Below are 21,938 nucleotides of genomic sequence, written 5' to 3'. Positions count from 1 at the left end.
AACCCTCACTCCGTCAACACGCAGTCGCTCATGACTACCTTGCCGTTGCGCTCAAGATAGGCGTTACGGTCTTTCGACCAAAAAGTGTATTTACCGTCGCTGTATTTGGCGCCGGTCAGCGCCAGCACCTGCTTTAGATGCAGCTGCTCGCCATCCATCAGCAGGCTGACTTCACTCGCCTTGCCGTCGAGCGCCACCGTCAGCGGCGTAGTGCCACACTGATAGTGCATCGTCTGGCTGCTCTGCGGCAGGATGTAACTGCAGCCGGAAAGCGCCAGCGCGCCGGCGACGAAAAAGACTTTTTTCATGCTGTTGCTCCTTAGAAAAATCCTCACAGGCTATCCTAACAGAGCTAACGGCCCCCCAATGGCAAAACCGGATAAATCCCACCCAGCACCGTTTCACGGCTGGCGCCGGTTACCGAAGGCAGATTGCCGGCCTGGCCGGACAGCGTACGGAAGGCCAGCCAGGCAAAGGCCAACGCCTCCATGTCGTCACCGCTGACGCCGAAATCGTCGGTCAGCCCAACTTCCGTGCCCGGCAGCAGCGCCGACAAACGCGCCATCAGCAGCGTGTTGCGCGCCCCGCCGCCGCACACCAACAGACGCTCGCACCCGCCGGCCAGCTGCACCTGTTCGCTGATGCTGACGGCGGTCAGTTCCGTGAGCGTGGCCTGTACGTCGACCGGCGCAATCGCCGGCAATCCGGCCAGCTGCCGTTCCAGCCAAGCGATATTGAAATACTCGCGGCCGGTGCTTTTCGGCGCCGGCTGCGCGAAGTACGGATCCGCCAGCATCTGCTGCAACAATGGCAAGCAGACCCGCCCCTGCATCGCCCAGCCTCCGTCCTGATCATAAGGCTGCGCGCGGTGGCGCCACACCCAGGCGTCCATCAGCATGTTGCCCGGCCCGGTATCGAAACCGCGCACCGCCGTACCGGGCAACAGCAGAGAAAGGTTGGCGATGCCGCCGACGTTTAGCACCATGCGCCGCTCGACGGGATGCCCAAGCAGCGCCTGATGAAATGCCGGCACCAGCGGGGCGCCCTGCCCACCGTACGCCATGTCACGCCGGCGGAAATCGCCGACGGTGGTGATATTGGTCAGCGCGGCGATGCGGTTGTTATCGCCGAGCTGCATCGAGAAACGCGCGTCGCCTTCCGGCTCGTGCCACACCGTCTGGCCGTGGCAACCGATGGCGGTGACCTGCTCCGCGTCGATGCCGGTTTGCTTCAGCAGGCCGAGCACCGCCTCGCCGAACAGCGAGCCCAACTGCGCGTCCAGCCGGCCGACGGCGGCCAACGTAGTTTGCTGCCCCTGGCACATCCCCAGGATCTCTTTTTTCAACGCCATCGGCATCGGATGGCTATAGCTGGCCTGCTGCGCCACCATGCGATCGTCGATCGCGGCCAATACCACATCGATTCCGTCCAGACTGGTGCCGGACATGACGCCTATATAGCGGCCTGACTTCATAGCAACATCCTCTAACCCGCGCGGTAAGCAAAATTTATCCTGACAAATAAACCAGAATTGCCGGATTAACGCCATGAATTATGATGCTTTTTTTACGCACCGTGAGCCAGATGCCCCCTGGCGCCGCTGTGGCACGGGCTATGTGTTAAACCGTGCCATAACAGGCGACGGAATGTCGCCAAGGCTGTCATAAAGGTAAACCGCGGTTTATTATTGGTTGAACAGAGAAAAGTTAAGCTGCATGCAGCGATGAAGCATGGCGGTGTGTCAACTTTCAGCCATACTTTGTCTATCATTTTCACTGAATCTTGCCTGGTGAGCATTGCCAGGTTATGGACTACTACCATCAGGAGTTTTATATGATCAAGCGTCTTCTCGTCGTTGCCGTCGCCGCCGTTACGCTGGCCGGCTGTGCCAATGAATCCATGTCCGGCGATGTCTACTCGTCCTCGCAGGCCAAGCAGGTACAGACCGTCACCTACGGGACGCTGGTTTCCGTGCGTCCGGTTAAAATTCAGGGCGGCGAAGGCTCCAACGCCATGGGGATGATCGGCGGCGCGGTGATTGGCGGGCTGTTGGGCAACACCGTTGGCGGCGGCACCGGTCGTACGCTGGCTACCGCGGCGGGCGCTATTGCCGGCGGCGCGGCGGGTAACAGCATCGGTGAAGTGGCCGGTCGGACCTCCGGCTACGAGCTGGAAATCAAGACCGACCAGAAAGAGAACATCGTGGTGGTACAGAAAGCGGGCGACACCAAGTTCAGCCCTGGCCAGCGTGTGCGCATGGCGCGCATGGGCGACACCATCACCGTTTCCCCGCTGTAAGTCAGTCGGCGACAAACGGCAAACCGGAGGCAATCGCCTCCGGTTTTATTTCTGATGCTGTGAAACTGTAATCGTAGAAAATAAGAATATTATTATTTGTTCTGCAGTTCGGTGATATTTTGTTCTAACTTGCCAATCAGCCCTACCAACAGATGCACTTCGTCGGCGGTAATGCCGCTTAAAATCTCACTGCGTGTAGACGTGATCACGCTGTCCACTTCCCTGATGATCGGATCGGCCGCCTCGGTCAGCTTGATGCGCTTCGCGCGGCGATCGTTGGCACAGGTGTGACGCGTGATCAGCCCCTTCTCCTCCAATTGGTCCAGCGTGCGAACCAGTGACGGTTGCTCGATACCGATCGCCTTGGCCAACTGGATTTGCGACTGCTCCGGCGGCAAACGATTGATATTGTGCAAAGTGACCCAGTGCGTTTGGGTCAGCTCCAACGGCTTGAGCCGATGATCGATGAGCGCGCGCCAAACACGAACTAATCGTGCTAAATCTGAACCTAATGTTGACTCCACTTCCCCCTCCTTATAATTAGCATGCTAACATTACCTCCCAGAGTTTAGACTATTTTGGGTAACTCACATTAAAAACACAAATGTATATAATGTATATTGTGGAAATAGCCACTATTTTTAGCCGTTATTGTTTAATCGTTATGCAAATATTCAACATATTCACCCTTAGGGATTGTTAATGTGAATACATCATGGTTACACACCTCATCCCCCTTACCCGATTTGGTCCTGGGGGCATCGCTTTATTTTCCGCCTATATTTAAAGCTTTTTTACTAGGACTGGTCTTATGGCTGCTGATTCATCAACTGCTGAGAGACTGGATGTATTCCGGTGAAATCTGGCATCCCATGTTGATGGACCTGTCCATTTTCGTTCTGACCGTCAGCGGTTCCTTATGGATTTTAGCGAGTTGGTAACCCATGCAGCATAAAACATTAAAATACTTCTCTACGGTGATCGTCTGCGCCATTGCCGTCTGCGCCGGTTGGTGGCTCTGGAATTATTATATGCAATCCCCATGGACCCGTGATGGAAAAGTGCGCGCCGAACTCGTCAATATCACCCCTGAAGTCTCTGGAAGATTAGAGAAAATAAGCGCGAATGACAATCAGTTCGTACCTGCGGGAAGTCTGATTTTTACCCTCGACCCGGTGCCCTACCAGATTGCGCTGGACAATGCCGAGGCCGCGGTGGCAAAAGCGCAATCCGATCTGGCCAAAGCGGACCACGAGGCTGCCCGCCGCCGCGGTTTACCGCGTAACGTTATTTCCGCTGAAGACTTGGACGAGTCCAATTTAGCCGCTCAGGCAATGAAGGCCGCCTATAAAGCCGCGCTGGCCAACCTGGAACAGGCCAAATGGAATTTGAGCAAAACCAAAATTTATGCGCCAACCGACGGTTATATCACCAACCTGCAGGCACGCGTCGGAAACTACGCCAACGCCGGCACGCCCCTGGTGGCGTTGGTGGATGTGCATTCGTTTTATGTGCTCGGATATTTCGAAGAAACCAAGCTGAAGCATATAAAAGAAGGCAATAAAGCGGACATCGTTTTATATAACGGCAACACGCCGCTGCAGGGGGAAGTAGAGAGCATCGGACGCGCCATTTACGATCAGAGCGTCGACAGCAGCAACGATCTATTAATGGACGTTAAGCCTAATGTGCCTTGGGTGCGTTTGGCCCAGCGCGTCCCGGTGCGGATAAAATTGCTCAACGTGCCCGCTGATTTGACGCTGGTCGCCGGCACCACCTGCACCATCTCGATTCATCAGCGGAACTAAAGTGTGAATCTGCCTTTTCTGGAGTGGAGCCGGACCCCCTGGGGTAAGGCGACCGGCGGACAATGGCGCTATGCCCTGCGCAACTCGCTGGCGATGTGTCTGGCGCTGTGGGTGGCGTTCGTGCTCGAACTCGACGAACCCTATTGGGCACTCACCTCCGCCGCGGTGGTGAGCTTCCCCACCATCGGCGGCGTGATCAGCAAAAGCATCGGCCGCATCTTCGGCAGCCTGGTGGGCGCCGCCGCGTCGGTGGCGATCGCCGGCCACTGCCTGAACGATCCCTGGCTGTTTACGCTGTTCATCGCCGCCTGGATCGGGCTGTGCACCTACGTCTCGAATCATTACCAAAACAACGTCTCTTACGCCTTCGCGCTGGCGGGCTATACCGCCGCCATCATCGCCTTCGGCACGGTCAACGTCACCGACACCCAGCAGATCTTCGACATCGCTCAGGCGCGCGTTTGCGAAGTGATCACCGGCATTCTGTGCGGCGGGTTGATGATGATGATCCTGCCCAGCACCTCCGACGGCGAAGCCCTGCTGACCTCGCTGCGGCGCATGCAGCTGCGCCTGCTGGAGCACGCCGCCATGCTGTGGCAGCCGGAGGTCACCGCGCAGATGCGCACCTCGCACGAAGGGGTCATCGGCCAGATCCTGACCATGAACCTGCTGCGCATTCAGGCATTCTGGAGCCACTACCGGCTGCGGCGGCAAAATAACCTGCTCAACTATCTGCTGCATCAACAGCTGCGCATTACCAGCGTCATCTCCAGCCTGCGCCGCATGCTGCTGAACTGGCCGGATCGCCCCGCCAATCTGATGCCGGTGCTGACGCAACTGCTGGACGAACTGCGCGATCCCGCCACCGATAAATATCGCTTGGCGCGCCTGCTCCAGCAGATCGCGCCGCACGATCCCGCGGACTATCGCCATCGCGCCTTCTGGCTGCGGTTGCGCGATTTCTGTTGGCTCTACCTGCGCTGCAACCGCTGGCTGCGGCGGTTGGAAAGCGCCACGGCGGTCAGCGATCTTCAGCCGCCGCGCGTCACCCCACTGGCGCGCCATACCGACAGCTACGAAGCCGCCTATAACGGCCTGCGCACCTTTTTATGCATCGTGATCGGCTGCGCCTACTGGATCAACACGCAATGGGACGCCGGCAGCGCGGCGCTGACGCTCACCGCCATCAGCTGCGTGCTCTACTCTTCCACGCCTTCGCCGATCAACAGCGTCAGCACCTTGCTCAAGGCGGTGCTGCTGCTCTCGGTCGCCTGCTTCGTGGTGAAATTCGGTTTGATGATCCAGATTGACGATTTCTGGGTGTTTTGCGCCTTCCTGTTCCCGATCCTGGTGACCATGCAGATGCTCAAGCTGCAGAACCCGCCTTATGCCGCGCTTTGGGGGCAGCTGATCGTCTTTATGGGCTCGTTTCTGACCGTCAGCAATCCGCCGAGCTATGACTACCAGTCCTTTATCAATGACAACATCGCTAAAATCGTCGGTGTATTGCTGGCCGGGTTGGCGTTTCAGATCCTGCGCCCCAGCTCGGACAAACGCAAAAGCCGCCGCATTATCCGCGCGCTGCGGCGCGATTTTATCGATCAGTTGAGCAAACGGCCGCAGCAGAGCGAAAGTCAGTTCGAATCGCTGATCTACCATCGCATCAGCCAACTCAATCAAAGTCAGGATCAGGAAGCGCGCACCTGGCTGCTGCGTTGGGGCGTGGTGCTGCTCAACTGCAGCCATATCGTCTGGCAGCTGCGCGACTGGCAGACCCGTTCCGATCCACTGTCGGCGGTGCGCAACGTCTGTATCCACTGCCTGCGCGGCATCATGACGGAGAAAGGCGTGCAGCACAGTTCGCTGGACGCCACGCTGCAGGAACTGCTGCGCATGGGCAACGCGTTGGCGCATCACCCGGAACAGGCGGCGCGCGATCTGGCCGGCCTGATCTGGCGGCTTTACTGCTCACTGCAGCAGCTGCAACAGGCGATGGGCCAGCCCGCCGCCGCACCGGCCGTTAGCGGCGGGTGATCACTTGATCACGCCGCAGGCGAAGCGTTCGCCGCCGCCACCGAGCGGCTGTGGATGATCCGAATGGTTATCGCCGCCGGCGTGCACCATCAGCGCCTTGCCCTCAATTTCGCTGATTTTTTTCAGCCGCGGCGCCAACACCGGGTAATTCGCCATGCCGTCGGCGGCCACATAGATGGCCGGCAAATCACCCAGGTGCCCGTCGGCGTACGGCCCGAGGTGTTTCCCGGTCTTTTGCGGGTCGAAATGTCCGCCGGCCGCCAGCGCCGCCACCGCTTTGCCGTCCTTCATGCCCGGCTCGCAGCTGCCTTTTTCATGCACGTGGAAACCGTGTACTCCGGCCGGCAACGCTTTCAGGCTCGGCGTGAACAGTAAGCCGTACGGCGTTTCGCTGATGACCACGTTGCCGATGTCCTGACCGATACCCTGCCCGGTCACCAGATGCATCTCGACGTCGGTTGCCGCCGCCTGAGCCGCGCCACACGCCATCAGGCCGAGCGCCGCATACCAATAACGTTTCATCAATCAGTCTCCTTAATGACTATATCGAGCTATCAGTATAGGAGAGCCTGCGCCAGCACTGTTAACCAACGCACAATCTCGCCAATTTGATTCGCAGACCTAATATTTGGCACTAATAATAATTCTACCGATGTTGGTCCTCCGACCAGCTGTCGTTCGGCTAACGTTGTTTCCCTGTTTCCACCGCCGGCGCATGAGAGTTCGCTTCCAGGCCAGGCGGCATACTTCATAAGGAACTGATATGGGCATCTTTAGCTATAAGGATCTGGACGAAAACGCGTCGAAGGCGCTGTTTTCCGACGCCTTGGCCATCTCTACCTACGCTTACCACAATATCGATAACGGCTTCGATGAAGGCTATCACCAGACCGGTTTCGGGCTGGGTCTGCCGCTGACGCTGGTCACTGCGCTCATCGGCAGCACCCAGTCGCAGGGCGGCCTGCCGGGCCTCCCCTGGAATCCCGACTCCGAACAGGCCGCGCAGGAGGCGGTAAACAATGCCGGCTGGTCGGTGATCAGCGCCGCGCAGCTCGGTTACGCCGGCAAAACCGATGCGCGCGGCACCTACTACGGCGAGACCGCCGGTTACACCACCGCACAGGCCGAGGTGCTGGGCAAATATGACAGCGAAGGCAATCTCACCGCCATTGGCATCTCATTTCGCGGCACCAGCGGCCCGCGCGAGTCGTTGATCGGCGATACCATCGGCGATGTGATTAACGATCTGCTGGCCGGGTTCGGGCCGAAAGGCTACGCCGACGGCTACACGCTGAAGGCCTTCGGCAACTTGCTGGGCGACGTGGCGAAATTCGCGCAGGCCCACGGGCTGAGCGGCGAGGACGTGGTGGTCAGCGGCCACAGCCTCGGCGGGCTGGCGGTCAACAGCATGGCGGCGCAGAGCGACGCCAGCTGGAGCGGCTTCTACGCGCAGTCCAACTATGTCGCCTTCGCCTCGCCGACCCAGTACGAAACCGGCGGCAAGGTGCTCAACATCGGCTACGAGAACGACCCGGTGTTCCGCGCGCTCGACGGCACCACGCTGACCGGGGCGTCGTTGGGCGTTCACGATGAGCCCCATACCTCCGCCACCAACAATATCGTCAACTTCAACGATCACTACGCCTCAGACACCTGGAACCTGCTGCCGTTTTCCATTCTCAACATTCCGACCTGGCTGTCGCACCTGCCGTTCTTCTATCAGGACGGCCTGATGCGGGTGCTGAACTCCGAGTTTTATTCGCTGACCGACAAAGACTCGACCATCATCGTCTCCAACCTGTCGAACGTGACGCGCGGCAATACCTGGGTGGAAGACCTGAACCGTAACGCGGAAACGCACAGCGGGCCGACGTTTATCATCGGCAGCGACGGCAATGATTTGATCAAGGGCGGCAAAGGCAACGACTATCTCGAGGGCCGCGACGGCGACGATATCTTCCGCGACGCCGGCGGCTATAACCTGATCGCCGGCGGCAAAGGCCACAATATCTTCGATACCCAGCAGGCGTTGAAAAATACCGAGGTCGCCTACGACGGCAACACGCTTTACCTGCGCGACGCCAAGGGCGGCATTACGCTGGCGGACGACATCAGCACCCTGCGCAGCAAAGAAACCTCTTGGCTTATCTTCAACAAAGAAGTGAATCATCAGGTAACCGCCGCCGGATTGAAATCGGACTCAGGCCTCAAAGCCTATGCCGCCGCCGCCACCGGCGGTGACGGCGATGACGTCCTGCAGGCTCGCAGCCACGACGCCTGGCTGTTCGGCAACGCCGGCAACGACACGTTGATCGGCCACGCCGGCGGCAACCTGACCTTCGTCGGCGGCAGCGGCGATGACATTCTGAAGGGCGTCGGCAACGGCAACACCTTCCTGTTCAGCGGCGATTTCGGCCGCGATCAGCTGTATGGCTTCAACGCCAGCGATAAACTGGTGTTTATCGGCACCGAAGGCGCCAGCGGCAATATCCGCGATTACGCCACGCAGCAAAACGACGATCTGGTGCTGGCCTTCGGCCACAGCCAGGTCACGCTGATCGGCGTCTCGCTCGATCACTTCAGCACCGATCAGGTGGTGTTGGCCTAAGCATCGGCATAAAAAAAGCCGGGCGCTTGCGCCGCCCGGCTTTCCTCTTTCTGCCCGCCTTAAGGCACGTCATACCCCAGCGCCGCCTTGCGAATGCGGAACCACTGCTGGCGGCTCAGCACCAGTTTCTGCGCCTTGAGCGCCGAACGCACCCGCTCAATCTTGCCGGAGCCGATGATTGGCAACGGTGACGACGGCAGGCGCATCACCCAGGCGTACACCACCTGCTCGATGGTCTCCGCGCCGATCTCTTGCGCCACCCGCTGCAGCTCGTCGCGCAGCGGCTGAAACTCGGCGTCGTTGAACAGGCGCCCGCCGCCCAGGCAGGACCAGGCCATCGGCTTGATACGCAGTTGCTGGCACTGGTCAAGCGTGCCGTCGAGAATGGCCGGTTGGTGAATCGGCGAGATCTCCACCTGGTTGGTCGCCAGCGTGAACGGCAGACGCGACTGCAGCAGTTGGAACTGCGCGGGCGTAAAGTTGGAGACGCCGAAATGGCGCACCTTGCCGCTTTTGTGCAACGCAACGAAGGCTTCGGCTACGTCGTCAGCGTCCATCAACGGATCCGGGCGGTGGATCAGCAGCAGATCGAGGTAATCGGTATGCAGATGGCGCAGCGACTGTTCCGCGCTCTGCACGATATGATCGCGGTCGGTGATGTAGTGGCCGATCGGGTTGCCGGGCTTAGCGGTGGTGGCGATGCCGCACTTGGTCACCAATTCCAGCGACTGACGCAACGCCGGCTTCAGGCGCAGCGCGTCGCCGAACGCCTGTTCGCAGGCATAGCCGCCGTAGATATCGGCGTGATCGGCGGTGGTGACGCCCAGTTCGACATGCTGTTCGATGAACGTCAGCAGCTGCTGCGGCGACATGCCCCACTCCATCAACCGCCAGTAACCGCAAATCATGCGGGAAAATTCAGGCCCCTGCGGCGCGAGACGAATACGTTCTACCATTGCGAAAACCTCATGACATTAGTTGTCAGCCAGCATACACAAGCCGGTGAGGCACAGGGAAGCGGTAAGCCACACGAACGTGCGGCAGATCAGGAAAGGTTAAAACAGCGACGGTTGCTCCGGCAGTGGCTCGTCGGGCGCTTTATTGGCGCGCTGCAGCCGCAGGAAGCGTTGACGGCACAGGCGCAGCACCTCGCGCTTTTGCGCATCGCTCATGTTCATCCAGCCGAAACGCTCCTCGCGGCTGCGCAGGCAGCCACGGCAGAATCCACGATCGTCGGCCTGGCAAATGCCGCGACACGGGCTGGGGATGTCGAAAAACTCAAGCTGCTGCGCCACGAGGCTCCTCCTGCGTTCTCTTGCTAATTGAAGACGCCATCGCCGCCGCTGGCAAGTCCCTTTTCGCCATTGCGGCGAAAATAGTCGCGCAAATAGCGCAGCGCCTGGCGGCTTTTTTCCGGCACATTGCGTTCGAGCGTCAGCGCGTGCAGCCGGAGTGCCGCCGGCCGCCACTCCGGCAACAGCAGCAACAGCTCGCCGCGCTGCAGTTCGTCGCCAATTTCATACAGCGGCTGAGCGGAAATGCCCAGCCCGGCGCGGGTAAAGGCGCGCATCACGTTCATGCTCTCGCTGACGATCTGTCCTTCCGCCAGCCGCAGCTTGACCTGCTGGCCGGACTGGTGCAGCAAATCCAGATGTGCCCCGCTGTAGCCGCTGGAAATCCAACGGTGCTGTACCAAATCCTGCGGTTTTTCCGGCACCCCATGCTGGCTGAGGTAGCGCGGTGCGGCGCACAGCACCATCGGCCACGCCGTCAGCGGATGCGCAATCATATTGGCGTCCGCCAGCTGCCGGTTGGCCCGCAGCGCAATGTCGACCCGTTGTTCTATCATATCGACGATGCGATCGTCCGCCAGCACGCGCAGCGTGAGCTTGGGATGCGCCTGCAACAGCGGCGACAGCGCCTCCGCCAACGAGCGGCCGCCGATGCCGACCGGGGTGGCGATGCGCAGCTCACCCACCAGCGTATCCCGCAGCTCAGCCAACCGCTGCTCCGCCTGCAGCGCCTGTTGCAGCATCGCCTCGCAGCCGGGATAGAACGCCGCTCCCGCCTCGGTCAGCGCCAGACGGCGGGTGGAACGATGCAGCAACGGCACCCCAAGCGCCTTCTCCAGCGAGCGCATGTGCTGGCTGACCGCCGACGGCGTCATGCCCAGACGCCGCGCCGCACCAGCCAGCGAGCCCTCCGCCACCACGGTGGCGAATACCGCCATTCGATTGAGTTTATCCACGATTATGAAGTTTTACTTAATCAAGAAAGCATGAATATGGCACTAATCACGGCTATTGTTAAGGACTAGAGTAGAAACCACGCGGCAGGCACCTCGGCCTGCCTCACGATACTGAACCTATCCCCGAAGGAGCATACAGATGAAAGTAGCCATTATTGGAGCAACCGGTTTTGTTGGCCGCCGCGTGGTGGATGAAGCGCTGGCTCGCGGTATTCAGGTGACGGCAATCGCGCGCCAGAAAAAAGATTTGCCGGAGCACGCCAATCTGACCGTCGCACTGGGCGACGTCGCCGACACCGCCTGGCTGACGGGACAATTGCACGACCAGGACGCGGTGATCAGCGCCTACAACCCAGGCTGGGGCGAAGACAACCTGTATGAGAAAACCACCCGCGGCGCCCAGCAGATCCTCACCGCGGTCGAACAGGCCGGCGTCAAACGCCTGTTGGTGGTCGGCGGAGCCGGCAGCCTGGAAGTGGCGCCGGGCGTTGAACTGGTGGATACGCCGCAGTTCCCGGAAAATATCCGCCCCGGCGCGCAGGCGGTGCGCGATCTGCGCAACAAACTGCGTAACGAGTCGGCACTCGACTGGACCTATCTTTCGCCGGCCGCCCTGCTGGAGCCGGGCAAACGCACTGGCCAGTTCCGCCTAGGCACCACGCAACTGCTGATGAACGGCGAAGCGCCGGCCAGCATTTCGGTGGAAGATCTGGCAGTCGCTATCGTTGATGAGATTGAAAAACCTCAGTTTATTCGTGCGCAATTCACCGCCGCCTACTAAACTGCCCTGCCGCCAGGCCGCTCGGCCTGGCGGTTTTCACGTATTCTCCGTCGCCAGTATTCTGAATTTCTAAGGTTTTCTTAAGTTTCATCCGGTAGATTTCACGACATTATCTACTTTCAGGATCCCGACATTGGCAATGTGGTTACGTCAACGCTTACAGTGCAACAGCCTCGGTTTTACCCTCGCCGCCGCCCTGTTCTTCACTCTGTTTCAAAACGCGTTATTCCTGCATCGCGCCTGGTCGTATATCACCTTCGATAGCGTCCACAGCGTGATTTTCGCGGCCAGTATGCCGGTGGTGATCTTTTGTGCGCTGAATATTATCTTCAGCGTGTTGACCGTGCCCTACCTGCGTAAGCCGTTGATCATCTTTTTCTTGCTCGGCAGCGCCGCAGCCAACTATTTCATGTTCAGCTATGGTGTGGTGATCGATGGCAACATGATGCAAAACGCCTTCGAAACCAACCCCCAGGAGGCGACCGCGCTGCTGACGCCGCGCATGGGATTGTGGCTGGCGCTGCTCGGCATTCTGCCGGCGGTGGCGGTCTGCTTCACCCAAATTCGCCAGACTCGCCCCTGGTGGTACATGGTCGGGCTGCGCGCCGCCAACGTCATGCTGTCGTTGGTGGTGATCCTGATCGTCGCCGCGCTGTTCTACAAAGACTACGCTTCGCTGATCCGCAACAATAAAAGCGTGGTGAAGATGTTGACGCCTTCCAACTTCGTGGCCGGCACCATCAAGTTTACCGAACAGCGTTACTTCACCCGCAATCTGCCGCTGGTCAAGATCGGCGAAGATGCGCGTAAAGGGCCGCTGATCGCCAGGCAGACCAAGAAAACGCTGGTGATCCTGGTCGTGGGCGAAACCGCCCGCGCCGAAAACTTCTCCCTCGGCGGTTACGGGCGCGAAACCAACCCGCACCTGAAGCAGGACGACGTGGTCTACTTCAAGAACGCCAGTTCCTGCGGCACCGAAACGGCGATCTCCGTGCCCTGCATGTTCTCTAACATGCCACGCAAGGAGTATGACGCGACTCAGGCGACGCACCAGGAAGGCATGCTCGACGTGCTGGCGCATGCCGGCGTCAATGTGCTGTGGCGCGATAACGACGGCGGCTGCAAAGGCGCCTGCGACCGGGTGCCGCACATCGACATGACCAAGCTGAAACTGCCGCAGGACTGTGACGGCGAGGTTTGCATGGACAACGTGCTGCTGTACAAGCTGAACGACTACATCAATAGCCTGAAAGACGATGGTGTGATCGTGCTGCACCAGATGGGCAGCCACGGCCCGGCTTACTATCGCCGCAGCACGCCAGAGTTCCAGGCGTTTTCACCGACCTGCAACAGTAATCAGATCCAGGATTGCAGCCATGAACAGTTGGTGAATACCTACGACAACTCAATCCTGTATACCGACGCGATGCTCGATGCCACCATCAAGCTGCTGCGGCAGTATGACGATCGGTTCAATACCGCGCTGGTCTATTTATCCGATCACGGCGAATCTCTGGGGGAGAACGGCATGTATCTGCACGGCACGCCTTATGTCTTCGCGCCAAGCCAACAAACGCACGTGCCTTTCCTGATGTGGATGTCGGCCGACTATCAGCGCAATTTCGACATCGATCGCCAGTGTCTGAATACGTTGGCGGAAAAGGACGAGGTTTCACAGGACAACCTGTTCCACACCCTGTTGGGCATGCTGAACGTACAGACCCGCGAATATCAATCCCAGTTGGATATCCTGCAGCGTTGCCGCAACGCGGCGTAGCGCTTAACTTCCGCGTGCCGCTGGGGCACAATGTCTTGCAGACAAACCGGCGTTTTGTGCGCCGGTTTTTTTATTCCCATTGACCTAGACCAATCGGTCTATTATGCTCGGCGCCATGATGACCAAATCAACGCATTGCAACGTGGATACACGTGAACATCTGCTCGCCACCGGCGAAACCCTCAGCCTGCGCCTGGGCTTTACCGGCATGGGGCTGAGTGAACTGCTGGCCACCGCGGGCGTGCCGAAAGGCTCGTTCTACCACTATTTTCGCTCGAAGGAAGCCTTCGGCGAAGCGATGCTGCAGCGCTATTTCGCGCATTATGATGCAGAAATGCAGGCGCTGTTTGCCGACAGACGCGGCGATGCCCGCCACCAGCTGCTCGGCTATTACGCCCAGGCTATCAGCTACCACTGCCGCAGCGAATGCCACAACGCCTGCCTGGCGGTGAAACTTTCCGCCGAGGTGAGCGATCTGTCGGAACCGATGCGCCATGCGCTGGAAACGGGCACCGCTCGCGTGATCGGCCATCTGCAGGAGGCCATCGAGCGCGGTATCGCCGAGGGCTCGCTGTCGGTGGCCATGAGCCCGGCGGCGACTGCAGAAACGCTGTATTCACTGTGGCTCGGTGCCTCGCTGCGCGCCAAGATCCGTCATTCGCTGGCGCCGTTAACCAGTGCGCTGGAAAGCATCGAGTTGCTGCTGCGCCCGCCGCAACGGTAACGACAACCGTCTTTTTTCGTGAAAAATGCAGTTCGTGTTTTTTTATCGCCCATCACTAGACGACCGGTCTATTAAATACAGGATGCACTATGAAGACTGAAAAATTGCTCTCTCCGCTGAAGGTTGGCGCCGTCACCCTGCCCAACCGCGTGTTTATGGCTCCGCTGACGCGTCTGCGCAGCATCGAACCGGGCGATATTCCTACGCCACTGATGGCGGAATACTATGCGCAGCGCGCCGGCGCCGGCCTGATCGTGACCGAAGCGACGCAGATCTCCTTCCAGGCGAAAGGCTACGCCGGCGCGCCGGGCCTGCATACCCCGGAACAGATCGCCGCGTGGAAACACATCACGCAGGCGGTACACGACAAAAACGGCCACATCGCCGTACAGCTGTGGCATGTAGGCCGCATCTCCCACGCCAGCCTGCAGCCGGGCGGACAAGCGCCGGTCGCGCCTTCGGCAATCAACGCCGAAACCCGCACCACCGTGCGAGATGAAACCGGCGCCTGGGTGCGCGTACCGACCTCCACACCGCGCGCGCTGGAAACCAGCGAGATCCCGGGCATCATCAACGATTTCCGCCAAGCAACCGCTAACGCGCGCGAAGCCGGCTTCGACTTCATCGAGCTGCATGCTGCCCACGGCTATCTGCTGCACCAGTTCATGTCACCGGCTTCCAACCAACGCACCGATCAATACGGCGGCAGCATCGAGAATCGCACCCGCCTGACGTTGGAAGTGGTCGACGCCACCATCGCCGAATGGGGTTCCGAACACATCGGTATCCGCATCTCGCCGCTGGGGCCGTTCAACGGGCTGGACAACGGCGAAGATCAGGAAGAAGCGGCGCTGTATCTGGTGGAAGAGCTGAATAAGCGCAACATCGCTTACCTGCACATCTCCGAACCGGACTGGGCCGGCGGCAAACCGTATTCCGACGCCTTCCGCGACTCGGTGCGCGCCCACTTTAAAGGGGTGATCGTCGGCGCCGGCGCCTACACCGCTGAAAAAGCCGAAGCGTTGATCGAAAAAGGTTTTATCGACGCGGTGGCCTTCGGCCGCAGCTACATCGCCAACCCGGATCTGGTAGAGCGTTTCCGTCAGCACGCCCCGCTGAACGAACCTAAGCCGGAAACCTTCTACGGCGGCGGCGCCGAAGGCTATACCGACTATCCGTTTCTGGCGAAGTAACCCGTCCTGACTCCAACGGCCACGCAATCGCATGGCCGTTTTTTATGCGTCGCGCGCAAACGCAAAAAGGCCCGCACGAGGCGGGCCGGTGTTCCCTGGTGTTGATCTTTATTGCCGTTCGATTTTTACACGATCGCCGCTGGAATAGATAATTGATTGTGCAGATCAATTACTCTGTATCGATCGGTACGCTCGATCAATATTTAGACACCTGCGACGCGAGACCATTAAGTGACATTGTCACCAACTCGTTACGTTGAATTCCCTTGCGGGACAAGGCTATACTCGCTTGTGCTTCAATCCACCCGCCGTCTGCCACGGCACAGTCAATTCAGAGGAATTATGCGCTTACTCCATACCATGATCCGCGTCGGTGACCTGCAACGCGCCATCGACTTCTACACCAAGGTATTAGGCATGCGCCTGCTGCGCACCAGCGAAAACCCGGAGTACAAATACTCCCTGGCTTTCGTCGGCTATACGGAAGAGAGCGAAGGCGCGGTTATCGAACTGACCTATAACTGGGGCACCGACAGCTACGACATGGGCACCGCCTTCGGCCACCTGGCGCTGGGCGTGGACGACGTTGCCGCCACCTGCGACAGCATCCGTCGCGCAGGCGGCAAAGTCACCCGCGAAGCCGGCCCGGTGAAAGGCGGCACCACGGTCATCGCCTTCGTCGAAGATCCGGACGGCTACAAAATTGAGCTGATCGAAAACAAACACGCCGGTCAGGGCCTCGGCCACTAAGCCTCCCCTTCAGGGCGCGCTGGCGCCCTGCTGATTCTCCGCGCGATAGCGCCTGCAACCGGGCGCAAAATTTGCCATAATGCGCGCTGCATTCGATGAAGATAAGAAACTGATGGCCGAAAAAAGTGATCTTAACGCCCTGAGTGGTCGTTTTCGTGGGTTTTATCCCGTAGTAATAGATGTTGAAACCGCCGGCTTCAACGCCAATACCGATGCGTTGCTGGAGATCGCCGCCGTCACGCTGAAAATGGATGAAGATGGCTGGCTGCAGCGGGACGAGACCCTGCACTTCCACGTGGAGCCTTTCGAGGGCGCCAACCTGCAGCCGGAAGCGCTGGCGTTTAACGGCATCGATCCGCACAACCCGTTGCGCGGCGCGGTCAGCGAATACGACGCGCTGCACGCCATTTTCAAAGCGGTGCGCAAAGGGCTCAAGGATCGCGGGTGCAACCGGGCCATTATCGTGGCGCACAACGCCAACTTCGATCACAGCTTCCTGATGGCCGCGGCCGAACGTGCCGGCCTGAAGCGCAACCCGTTCCATCCGTTCGCCACCTTCGACACCGCCGCGCTGAGCGGCCTGGTGCTGGGCCAAACGGTGTTGGCGAAAGCCTGTATCGCGGCCGGTATGCCGTTCGACAGCAGCCAGGCGCACTCTGCGCTGTACGACACCGAGCAAACCGCCCTGCTGTTTTGCGAGCTGGTTAACCGCTGGAAACGTCTCGGCGGCTGGCCGCTGCCCGCCGGCGATCTCGCCGAATAAAATCAACAAAAAAGGCGGCCCAGTTTGCACTGGCGCCGCCCGTTACGCGATAATCGCAAGCCCGTCGATTAAGACTGCTGGTCTTCTTGCGCTTTATACTTTTCTGCCGTTTCTTTGATCAGCTGCTGCAGTTCGCCGCGCTGATACATCTCGATGATGATATCGCAACCGCCAACCAGCTCACCATCTACCCACAGCTGCGGGAACGTCGGCCAGTTGGCGTATTTTGGCAGCTCGGCGCGAATGTCCGGGTTCTGCAAAATGTCCACGTAGGCGAAACGCTCGCCGCAGGCGGACAGCGCTTGCACAGCCTGCGCGGAAAAGCCGCAGCTCGGCAGCTTTGGCGAACCTTTCATGTACAGCAGAATCGGGTTTTCAGCGATCTGGTGCTGAATTTTTTCAAGTGTCGTCGTCATTTATTGCTTCCTCAAGCCACATTTCATGGCTACAACATGCATCACGCGGGCTATTGTAGCGGCTGGAACAGTCGCAAGAAAACGCCATCTTTTGCAAGGATATTCGCCCGCCGCCGATCGCGTTTCACCGGCCACGTCATTCCGGTCAAAACATACGTTGAGAATAACATTTTTAATCCGACCATTTCACTAATATATTGCGCCGCGATGACGGCGCGGCTTAATTATATCCGCCACCGTCGCCTGGCGCTTTTTTATACATCAACAGGCTGATTTTAAACCAAAAAAAATGTCATTAACGTTTTCTCACAATATGGATTATTATTTATGAGTTCTTCGCTGTTTTATATGGCGAAGTTCGGGAATACTGTAACTCTTTCGATATCCGTTTCGGGGCCAAGGTTGGTGACGTCGACATGCGTTTAATTCTTACGCTCTTTGCGCTGCTGTTTACGCAGCTCTTCTTCAATTTGGCGCACGCTGCGCCACAGGCGCGCGTTGCCGCCGAGCAGCGTAAAAGCCATGCTAATGAAGCGCGGCCCGATGACCGCAGAAAAAAGAAAGCGGATAAAGCCGCCAAAAAAGCCAAAGTGACGGCCCCCGAGAAAAAAACCAGGACCGCCAAGGTCAAAAGCGAGAAAAGCGCGAAAAAGATCGTCAGCGCCAAACCCAAGGCCAAAGCGCAGAAAATCGCCAAAATTAAAGTCACCCCGCCGAAAAAGGGCTATAAAAAAGGCTATGGCCGCCACCGCGACGCCGGTATGGCTACCGCCAAGCTGGCGCGTGATGAAAAACCGTTGAAACTCAGCCCGGCGCACAAAAAGCGTTACCAGCACGCCAAGCAGACCGCGATGGCCAAGCTGATGGATCAGATGGGCAAACCTTACCGCTGGGGCGGCAGCTCGCCGCGCACCGGCTTCGACTGCAGCGGACTTATCTATTACGCCTATAAAGACGTGGTGAAAATCAAGATGCCGCGCACCGCCAACGAAATGTATCACCTGCGAGACGCGGCGCCGATCAAGAAAAGCGAACTGGAAAGCGGCGATTTGGTGTTCTTCCGCATCAACAACCGCGGCGTGGCGGATCATGTCGGCGTTTATCTCGGCAATGGCAAATTCATCCAGTCGCCGCGCACCGGCGAAGAGATCCGCATCAGCCAGCTCGACAACGACTATTGGCAGAACCACTACATCGGCGCACGCCGCGTAGTGACGCCGAAAACCATCCGTTAATTCCCTGTTCTGCGCGGTTGCGGCCCCGGTCGCAACCGCCTGCTCAAGCTATCGCCCATCGCACTCTCCCACGCGCATTTCTCGCTTTTCCTCCTGTTTTTTATGATGAAAATTGTTAAGATTGAATGACCACAATAAAAAACGGCCCATCTGGCTCCCGCCTCGGCGGGAAAAAAGTGGCGCTGTAAAGGAGGAAGCAATGTCGTTTGAATTACCTGCATTACCGTATGAGAAAAACGCGCTCGAGCCGCACATCTCCGCCGAGACCCTGGAATACCACTACGGCAAACACCACAATACCTACGTAGTTAACCTGAACAACCTGGTGAAAGGCAGCGAGTTCGAGGGCAAATCGCTCGAGGAGATCATCAAGACCTCCAACGGCGGCGTGTTCAACAACGCCGCACAGGTGTGGAACCACACCTTCTACTGGCACTGCCTGTCGCCACAGGGCGGCGGTGAACCGCAGGGCGAACTGGCGGCCGCGATCGTCAAATCCTTCGGCTCTTTCGCTGCGTTCAAAGAACAGTTCACCGATGCCGCCGTGAAAAACTTCGGCGCCGGCTGGACCTGGCTGGTGAAAAAACCGGACGGCGCGCTGGCGATCGTCAACACCTCCAACGCGGCAACTCCGCTGACCGGTGAAGATAAACCGCTGCTGACCGTTGACGTGTGGGAACACGCGTATTACATCGATTACCGCAATGCGCGTCCAAAATACCTGGAAAACTTCTGGGCGTTGGTCAACTGGACATTTGCGGCGGAAAACCTGGCGTAAGCGCAGGCCTTGCCTAAGTGATGAGGCGCAGCTTGGCTGCGCCTTTTTTAAAACTGGCGGGAAATCAGTTCAACGCGGCGACAAAGCTGAAAGCGATGATCATCGCCAACGCGCCGACGGTAGTGAACAGAGACATCTTCAGATCGGTATCCATGACAACTCCTTTAAAATGGGCTTTCCTAAGGATAAAAGGCGCACAATTAGTACGTCAAATCATTTTCCCACAGTTCGCCGATAAAATCTTGTTATCATTTCCCGGTTTATAATCTCGATTACCTCTTCCACTTTTGTTCAATATGCGACAAAATTCGCAGTTCACAACTGCGTACCGGCATCCATGCCCCTCCTGATTAAGCGCTGAAGACTTCAACACACTAAAAACTCAGTTTTCGCTTCTCTGGAGAAGGATCTACGTAGGCAAACGATTAACATCACACTTACATGCTGTAAACATGTGAGTTCAGGAGTCATTCCTTACATGGCAACGATTAAAGATGTGGCCAAACGCGCGGGCGTTTCCACCACCACCGTTTCGCACGTCATCAATAAGACTCGTTTCGTCGCCGAAGAGACCAAAGCGGCCGTGTGGGCCGCCATCAAAGAGCTGCACTACTCGCCGAGCGCCGTGGCGCGCAGCCTGAAAGTCAATCACACCAAGTCGATCGGCCTGCTGGCCACCTCGAGCGAAGCGCCCTATTTTGCCGAAGTGATCGAGGCGGTGGAAAACAGCTGCTACAGCAAAGGTTACACCCTGATCCTGTGCAACTCGCACAACAATCTGGACAAGCAGCGCGCCTACCTGGCGATGCTGGCGCAAAAGCGCGTCGACGGCCTGCTGGTCATGTGTTCCGAATACCCGGATCAACTGCTGGGCATGCTGGAGGACTACCGTAATATCCCGATGGTGGTGATGGACTGGGGCGCCGCGCGCGGCGACTTCACCGACACCATCATCGATAACGCGTTCGAAGGCGGCTATCTGGCCGGCCGTTACCTGATCGAGCGCGGCCACCGCGATATCGGCGCCATCCCGGGCCAGCTGTCGCGCAACACCGGTGGCGGCCGTCATCAGGGCTTTATGAAGGCGCTGCAGGAAGCGCATATCGACATTCGCGAAGAGTGGATCGTCCAGGGTGACTTCGAGCCGGAGTCCGGCTACAAGGCGATGCACCAAATCCTATCGCAAAAACAGCGGCCGACCGCGGTATTTTGCGGCGGCGACATCATGGCGATGGGCGCCATCTGCGCCGCTGACGAGCTGGGGCTGCGAGTGCCGCAGGATATTTCCGTGATCGGCTATGACAACGTGCGCAACGCCCGCTACTTCACCCCGGCGCTGACCACCATTCACCAGCCGAAAGAACGCCTGGGAGAAATGGCCTTCACCATGCTGCTGGATCGCATCATCAGCAAGCGCGAAGAATCGCAGGTGATCGAAGTGCATCCGAAGCTGGTCGAACGCCGTTCGGTCGCCGATGGTCCGTTCATCGACTACCGTCGCTGATCATCTTCCCTGCCGGAGGCCTGCGCGGCTTCCGGTGCGGCCTCACTCAGCCACTCCTGATTCAGCGTCTCGCCATCGCCCAAATACGCCAGCAGCCAGCTCATCGCCGGTGACGGTTTATCCTGTTGCCAGGTCAGGCAACAGGGGCTGGCGGGAAACGGCTGCTGCAACTGCAACGCCTTCAGCTCACCGCGCTGCACCAGCGGCAGCGCCAGATGCGCCGGCATCATGCCGACGCACAATCCGGCGCACAAACAGTCGAGCGCCGAGGTCCAGTCCGGCACCACCAGCCGCCGCTGGTTATCCAGCGTCCAGGTGACGCGCTTGGGCAGATTGCGCGAGGTGTCTTCCAGACAAAGCGCAGGGTATGGCCTCAACCGATCGTCATTCAATGGCCCTGCCAGCTGCGCCAACGGATGCTGTGGGCTGACTACGCACAGCCAGTTCATATCCCCCATGTCGCGGAAAGCGAAGCCGCCGCCGACAGGCACCGCGCGCGTGGCGCCGATCGCCATGTCCACCCTGCCGTCCACCAACGCATCCCACACGCCGTTGAACACCTCGGGTTGCAGCATCAGTTCAACGTCGGGGAAATGGCGGTAGAAATCCAGCACCAGCTGGCGGCTGCGCTGCGGTTTGACGATGATGTCGACTGCGATATTCAGCTGGCCGCGCCAGCCGTTGGCCACCTGTTGACAGTGGCGGCGGGTGTCGAGCATTTTTTTGATAACAACTCGCGCATCCTTGATAAACAGCGCGCCGGCCGGCGTCAACTCCACATCACGGTGACGCCGCTCAAACAGCGGCACCGCCAGCCATTGTTCCAGTTGCCGCACGGTATAGCTCACCGCCGACGGTACCCGGTGCAGCTCCTGCGCCGCCGCGCTGAAACTACCGGTGCGCGCCACCGCGTCAACAACTTCAAGAGAATATTCAGACCACATCGCTTTGCCTTCAATTTTTTTAACAGCACTTTGCAAATATTACCGTTTCACAAGCAGAGATCCAGCCGGATACACTG

24 protein-coding genes are annotated in these 21,938 nt (G+C 58.7%); 14 read left to right on the top strand and 10 right to left on the bottom strand.

Features of this window, described 5'->3' with window-relative positions:
• Positions 1-5: 5 nt before the first annotated feature.
• Together ACJ8PL_RS07280 and anmK are read right to left on the bottom strand one after the other, a co-directional pair.
• Entirely contained in the window at positions 6-308 is a 303-nt protein-coding gene (locus ACJ8PL_RS07280) for an MliC family protein (RefSeq protein WP_016927910.1), read from the bottom strand.
• A 44-nt stretch (positions 309-352) separates the two neighbouring features.
• A complete protein-coding gene (gene anmK / locus ACJ8PL_RS07275; protein ID WP_016927911.1) occupies positions 353-1,474 on the bottom strand; it encodes an anhydro-N-acetylmuramic acid kinase in 1,122 nt (373 codons plus the stop codon).
• A 359-nt stretch (positions 1,475-1,833) separates the two neighbouring features.
• Here anmK and ACJ8PL_RS07270 point away from each other — a divergent pair, with 359 nt between their 5' ends.
• Positions 1,834-2,298, top strand: coding sequence for a glycine zipper 2TM domain-containing protein (locus tag ACJ8PL_RS07270; protein WP_028128178.1), 465 nt, complete (start codon positions 1,834-1,836; stop codon positions 2,296-2,298).
• A gap of 92 nt (positions 2,299-2,390) precedes the next feature.
• Here the strand turns inward: ACJ8PL_RS07270 and slyA are convergent, their stop codons facing one another.
• Positions 2,391-2,822, bottom strand: a complete 432-nt coding sequence (gene slyA, locus ACJ8PL_RS07265) for a transcriptional regulator SlyA (RefSeq protein WP_004931301.1) — start codon at positions 2,820-2,822, stop codon at positions 2,391-2,393.
• A 180-nt stretch (positions 2,823-3,002) separates the two neighbouring features.
• On the opposite strand from slyA, the gene ACJ8PL_RS07260 reads away from it, so the two are divergent.
• From ACJ8PL_RS07260 to ACJ8PL_RS07250, 3 genes are read left to right on the top strand one after another with little or no spacing between them, the layout of a single operon-like run.
• Positions 3,003-3,239 carry a DUF1656 domain-containing protein gene (locus tag ACJ8PL_RS07260; RefSeq protein WP_004931303.1) on the top strand — a complete coding sequence of 79 codons (237 nt, stop codon included), beginning with the start codon at positions 3,003-3,005 and terminating at the stop codon, positions 3,237-3,239.
• A 3-nt stretch (positions 3,240-3,242) separates the two neighbouring features.
• A complete protein-coding gene (locus tag ACJ8PL_RS07255) occupies positions 3,243-4,106 on the top strand; it encodes an efflux RND transporter periplasmic adaptor subunit (RefSeq protein ID WP_004931305.1) in 864 nt (287 codons plus the stop codon).
• 3 nt (positions 4,107-4,109) lie between these two features.
• Positions 4,110-6,140, top strand: coding sequence for an FUSC family protein (locus ACJ8PL_RS07250; RefSeq protein ID WP_442530995.1), 2,031 nt, complete (start codon positions 4,110-4,112; stop codon positions 6,138-6,140).
• On the opposite strand, the gene sodC is transcribed toward ACJ8PL_RS07250, so the two are convergent.
• Positions 6,141-6,662, bottom strand: coding sequence for a superoxide dismutase family protein (gene sodC, locus ACJ8PL_RS07245; protein WP_115435973.1), 522 nt, complete (start codon positions 6,660-6,662; stop codon positions 6,141-6,143).
• 241 nt (positions 6,663-6,903) lie between these two features.
• Here sodC and ACJ8PL_RS07240 point away from each other — a divergent pair, with 241 nt between their 5' ends.
• A complete protein-coding gene (locus tag ACJ8PL_RS07240; RefSeq protein ID WP_442530993.1) occupies positions 6,904-8,748 on the top strand; it encodes a polyurethane esterase in 1,845 nt (614 codons plus the stop codon).
• 59 nt (positions 8,749-8,807) lie between these two features.
• Here the strand turns inward: ACJ8PL_RS07240 and ACJ8PL_RS07235 are convergent, their stop codons facing one another.
• The 3 genes from ACJ8PL_RS07235 to ACJ8PL_RS07225 form a co-directional block, all read right to left on the bottom strand.
• Complete coding sequence (locus ACJ8PL_RS07235) at positions 8,808-9,704, bottom strand: aldo/keto reductase (protein WP_004931312.1); 897 nt, start codon at positions 9,702-9,704, stop codon at positions 8,808-8,810.
• A 99-nt stretch (positions 9,705-9,803) separates the two neighbouring features.
• Entirely contained in the window at positions 9,804-10,043 is a 240-nt protein-coding gene (locus ACJ8PL_RS07230) for a DUF1289 domain-containing protein (protein ID WP_015377731.1), read from the bottom strand.
• Positions 10,044-10,066: 23 nt separating this feature from the next.
• Positions 10,067-10,996, bottom strand: coding sequence for a LysR substrate-binding domain-containing protein (locus ACJ8PL_RS07225; RefSeq protein WP_187178368.1), 930 nt, complete (start codon positions 10,994-10,996; stop codon positions 10,067-10,069).
• Positions 10,997-11,135: 139 nt separating this feature from the next.
• Here ACJ8PL_RS07225 and ACJ8PL_RS07220 point away from each other — a divergent pair, with 139 nt between their 5' ends.
• The 6 genes from ACJ8PL_RS07220 (at position 11,136) to rnt (ending at position 16,984) form a co-directional block, all read left to right on the top strand.
• On the top strand, positions 11,136-11,777 hold the full coding sequence (locus ACJ8PL_RS07220) for an NAD(P)-dependent oxidoreductase (RefSeq protein WP_442530992.1): 642 nt from the start codon (positions 11,136-11,138) through the stop codon (positions 11,775-11,777).
• A gap of 139 nt (positions 11,778-11,916) precedes the next feature.
• Entirely contained in the window at positions 11,917-13,554 is a 1,638-nt protein-coding gene (eptA, locus tag ACJ8PL_RS07215; protein WP_079451304.1) for a phosphoethanolamine transferase EptA, read from the top strand.
• 103 nt (positions 13,555-13,657) lie between these two features.
• On the top strand, positions 13,658-14,278 hold the full coding sequence (locus tag ACJ8PL_RS07210) for a TetR/AcrR family transcriptional regulator (RefSeq protein ID WP_079449299.1): 621 nt from the start codon (positions 13,658-13,660) through the stop codon (positions 14,276-14,278).
• An 89-nt stretch (positions 14,279-14,367) separates the two neighbouring features.
• Positions 14,368-15,471: an alkene reductase gene (locus ACJ8PL_RS07205; RefSeq protein WP_016927923.1), complete on the top strand. Its 1,104-nt coding sequence runs from the start codon at positions 14,368-14,370 to the stop codon at positions 15,469-15,471.
• Positions 15,472-15,813: 342 nt separating this feature from the next.
• A complete protein-coding gene (gloA, locus tag ACJ8PL_RS07200; RefSeq protein ID WP_004931325.1) occupies positions 15,814-16,221 on the top strand; it encodes a lactoylglutathione lyase in 408 nt (135 codons plus the stop codon).
• A gap of 79 nt (positions 16,222-16,300) precedes the next feature.
• On the top strand, positions 16,301-16,984 hold the full coding sequence (gene rnt, locus ACJ8PL_RS07195; protein ID WP_016927925.1) for a ribonuclease T: 684 nt from the start codon (positions 16,301-16,303) through the stop codon (positions 16,982-16,984).
• A gap of 68 nt (positions 16,985-17,052) precedes the next feature.
• Here rnt and ACJ8PL_RS07190 read toward each other — a convergent pair whose 3' ends face one another.
• A complete protein-coding gene (locus ACJ8PL_RS07190; RefSeq protein WP_004931329.1) occupies positions 17,053-17,400 on the bottom strand; it encodes a Grx4 family monothiol glutaredoxin in 348 nt (115 codons plus the stop codon).
• A 416-nt stretch (positions 17,401-17,816) separates the two neighbouring features.
• Between ACJ8PL_RS07190 and ACJ8PL_RS07185 the strand changes: the two genes are divergently transcribed.
• Both ACJ8PL_RS07185 and sodB read left to right on the top strand, forming a co-directional pair.
• The gene (locus ACJ8PL_RS07185) at positions 17,817-18,635 is read left to right on the top strand and encodes a C40 family peptidase (RefSeq protein ID WP_049300308.1); all 819 of its coding nucleotides are present in this window, start codon (positions 17,817-17,819) and stop codon (positions 18,633-18,635) included.
• 199 nt (positions 18,636-18,834) lie between these two features.
• Positions 18,835-19,413, top strand: a complete 579-nt coding sequence (gene sodB / locus ACJ8PL_RS07180; protein WP_004931333.1) for a superoxide dismutase [Fe] — start codon at positions 18,835-18,837, stop codon at positions 19,411-19,413.
• 64 nt (positions 19,414-19,477) lie between these two features.
• Here the strand turns inward: sodB and cydH are convergent, their stop codons facing one another.
• On the bottom strand, positions 19,478-19,567 hold the full coding sequence (gene cydH, locus ACJ8PL_RS07175) for a cytochrome bd-I oxidase subunit CydH (RefSeq protein WP_004931335.1): 90 nt from the start codon (positions 19,565-19,567) through the stop codon (positions 19,478-19,480).
• Between the two features lie 324 nt (positions 19,568-19,891).
• Here cydH and purR point away from each other — a divergent pair, with 324 nt between their 5' ends.
• On the top strand, positions 19,892-20,917 hold the full coding sequence (gene purR / locus ACJ8PL_RS07170) for an HTH-type transcriptional repressor PurR (RefSeq protein ID WP_004931336.1): 1,026 nt from the start codon (positions 19,892-19,894) through the stop codon (positions 20,915-20,917).
• On the opposite strand, the gene punR is transcribed toward purR, so the two are convergent.
• Positions 20,905-21,861, bottom strand: coding sequence for a DNA-binding transcriptional activator PunR (gene punR / locus ACJ8PL_RS07165; protein WP_089184537.1), 957 nt, complete (start codon positions 21,859-21,861; stop codon positions 20,905-20,907). The two genes, purR and punR, sit on opposite strands and share 13 nt — an antisense overlap.
• Positions 21,862-21,938: the final 77 nt, after the last annotated feature.

The organism is Serratia sp. CY83965 (assembly GCF_052166375.1).
Taxonomy (GTDB): domain Bacteria; phylum Pseudomonadota; class Gammaproteobacteria; order Enterobacterales; family Enterobacteriaceae; genus Serratia; species Serratia marcescens.
Note: the sequence above shows the minus strand (reverse complement) of the source record. Positions and strands in the feature narration are given on the sequence as shown.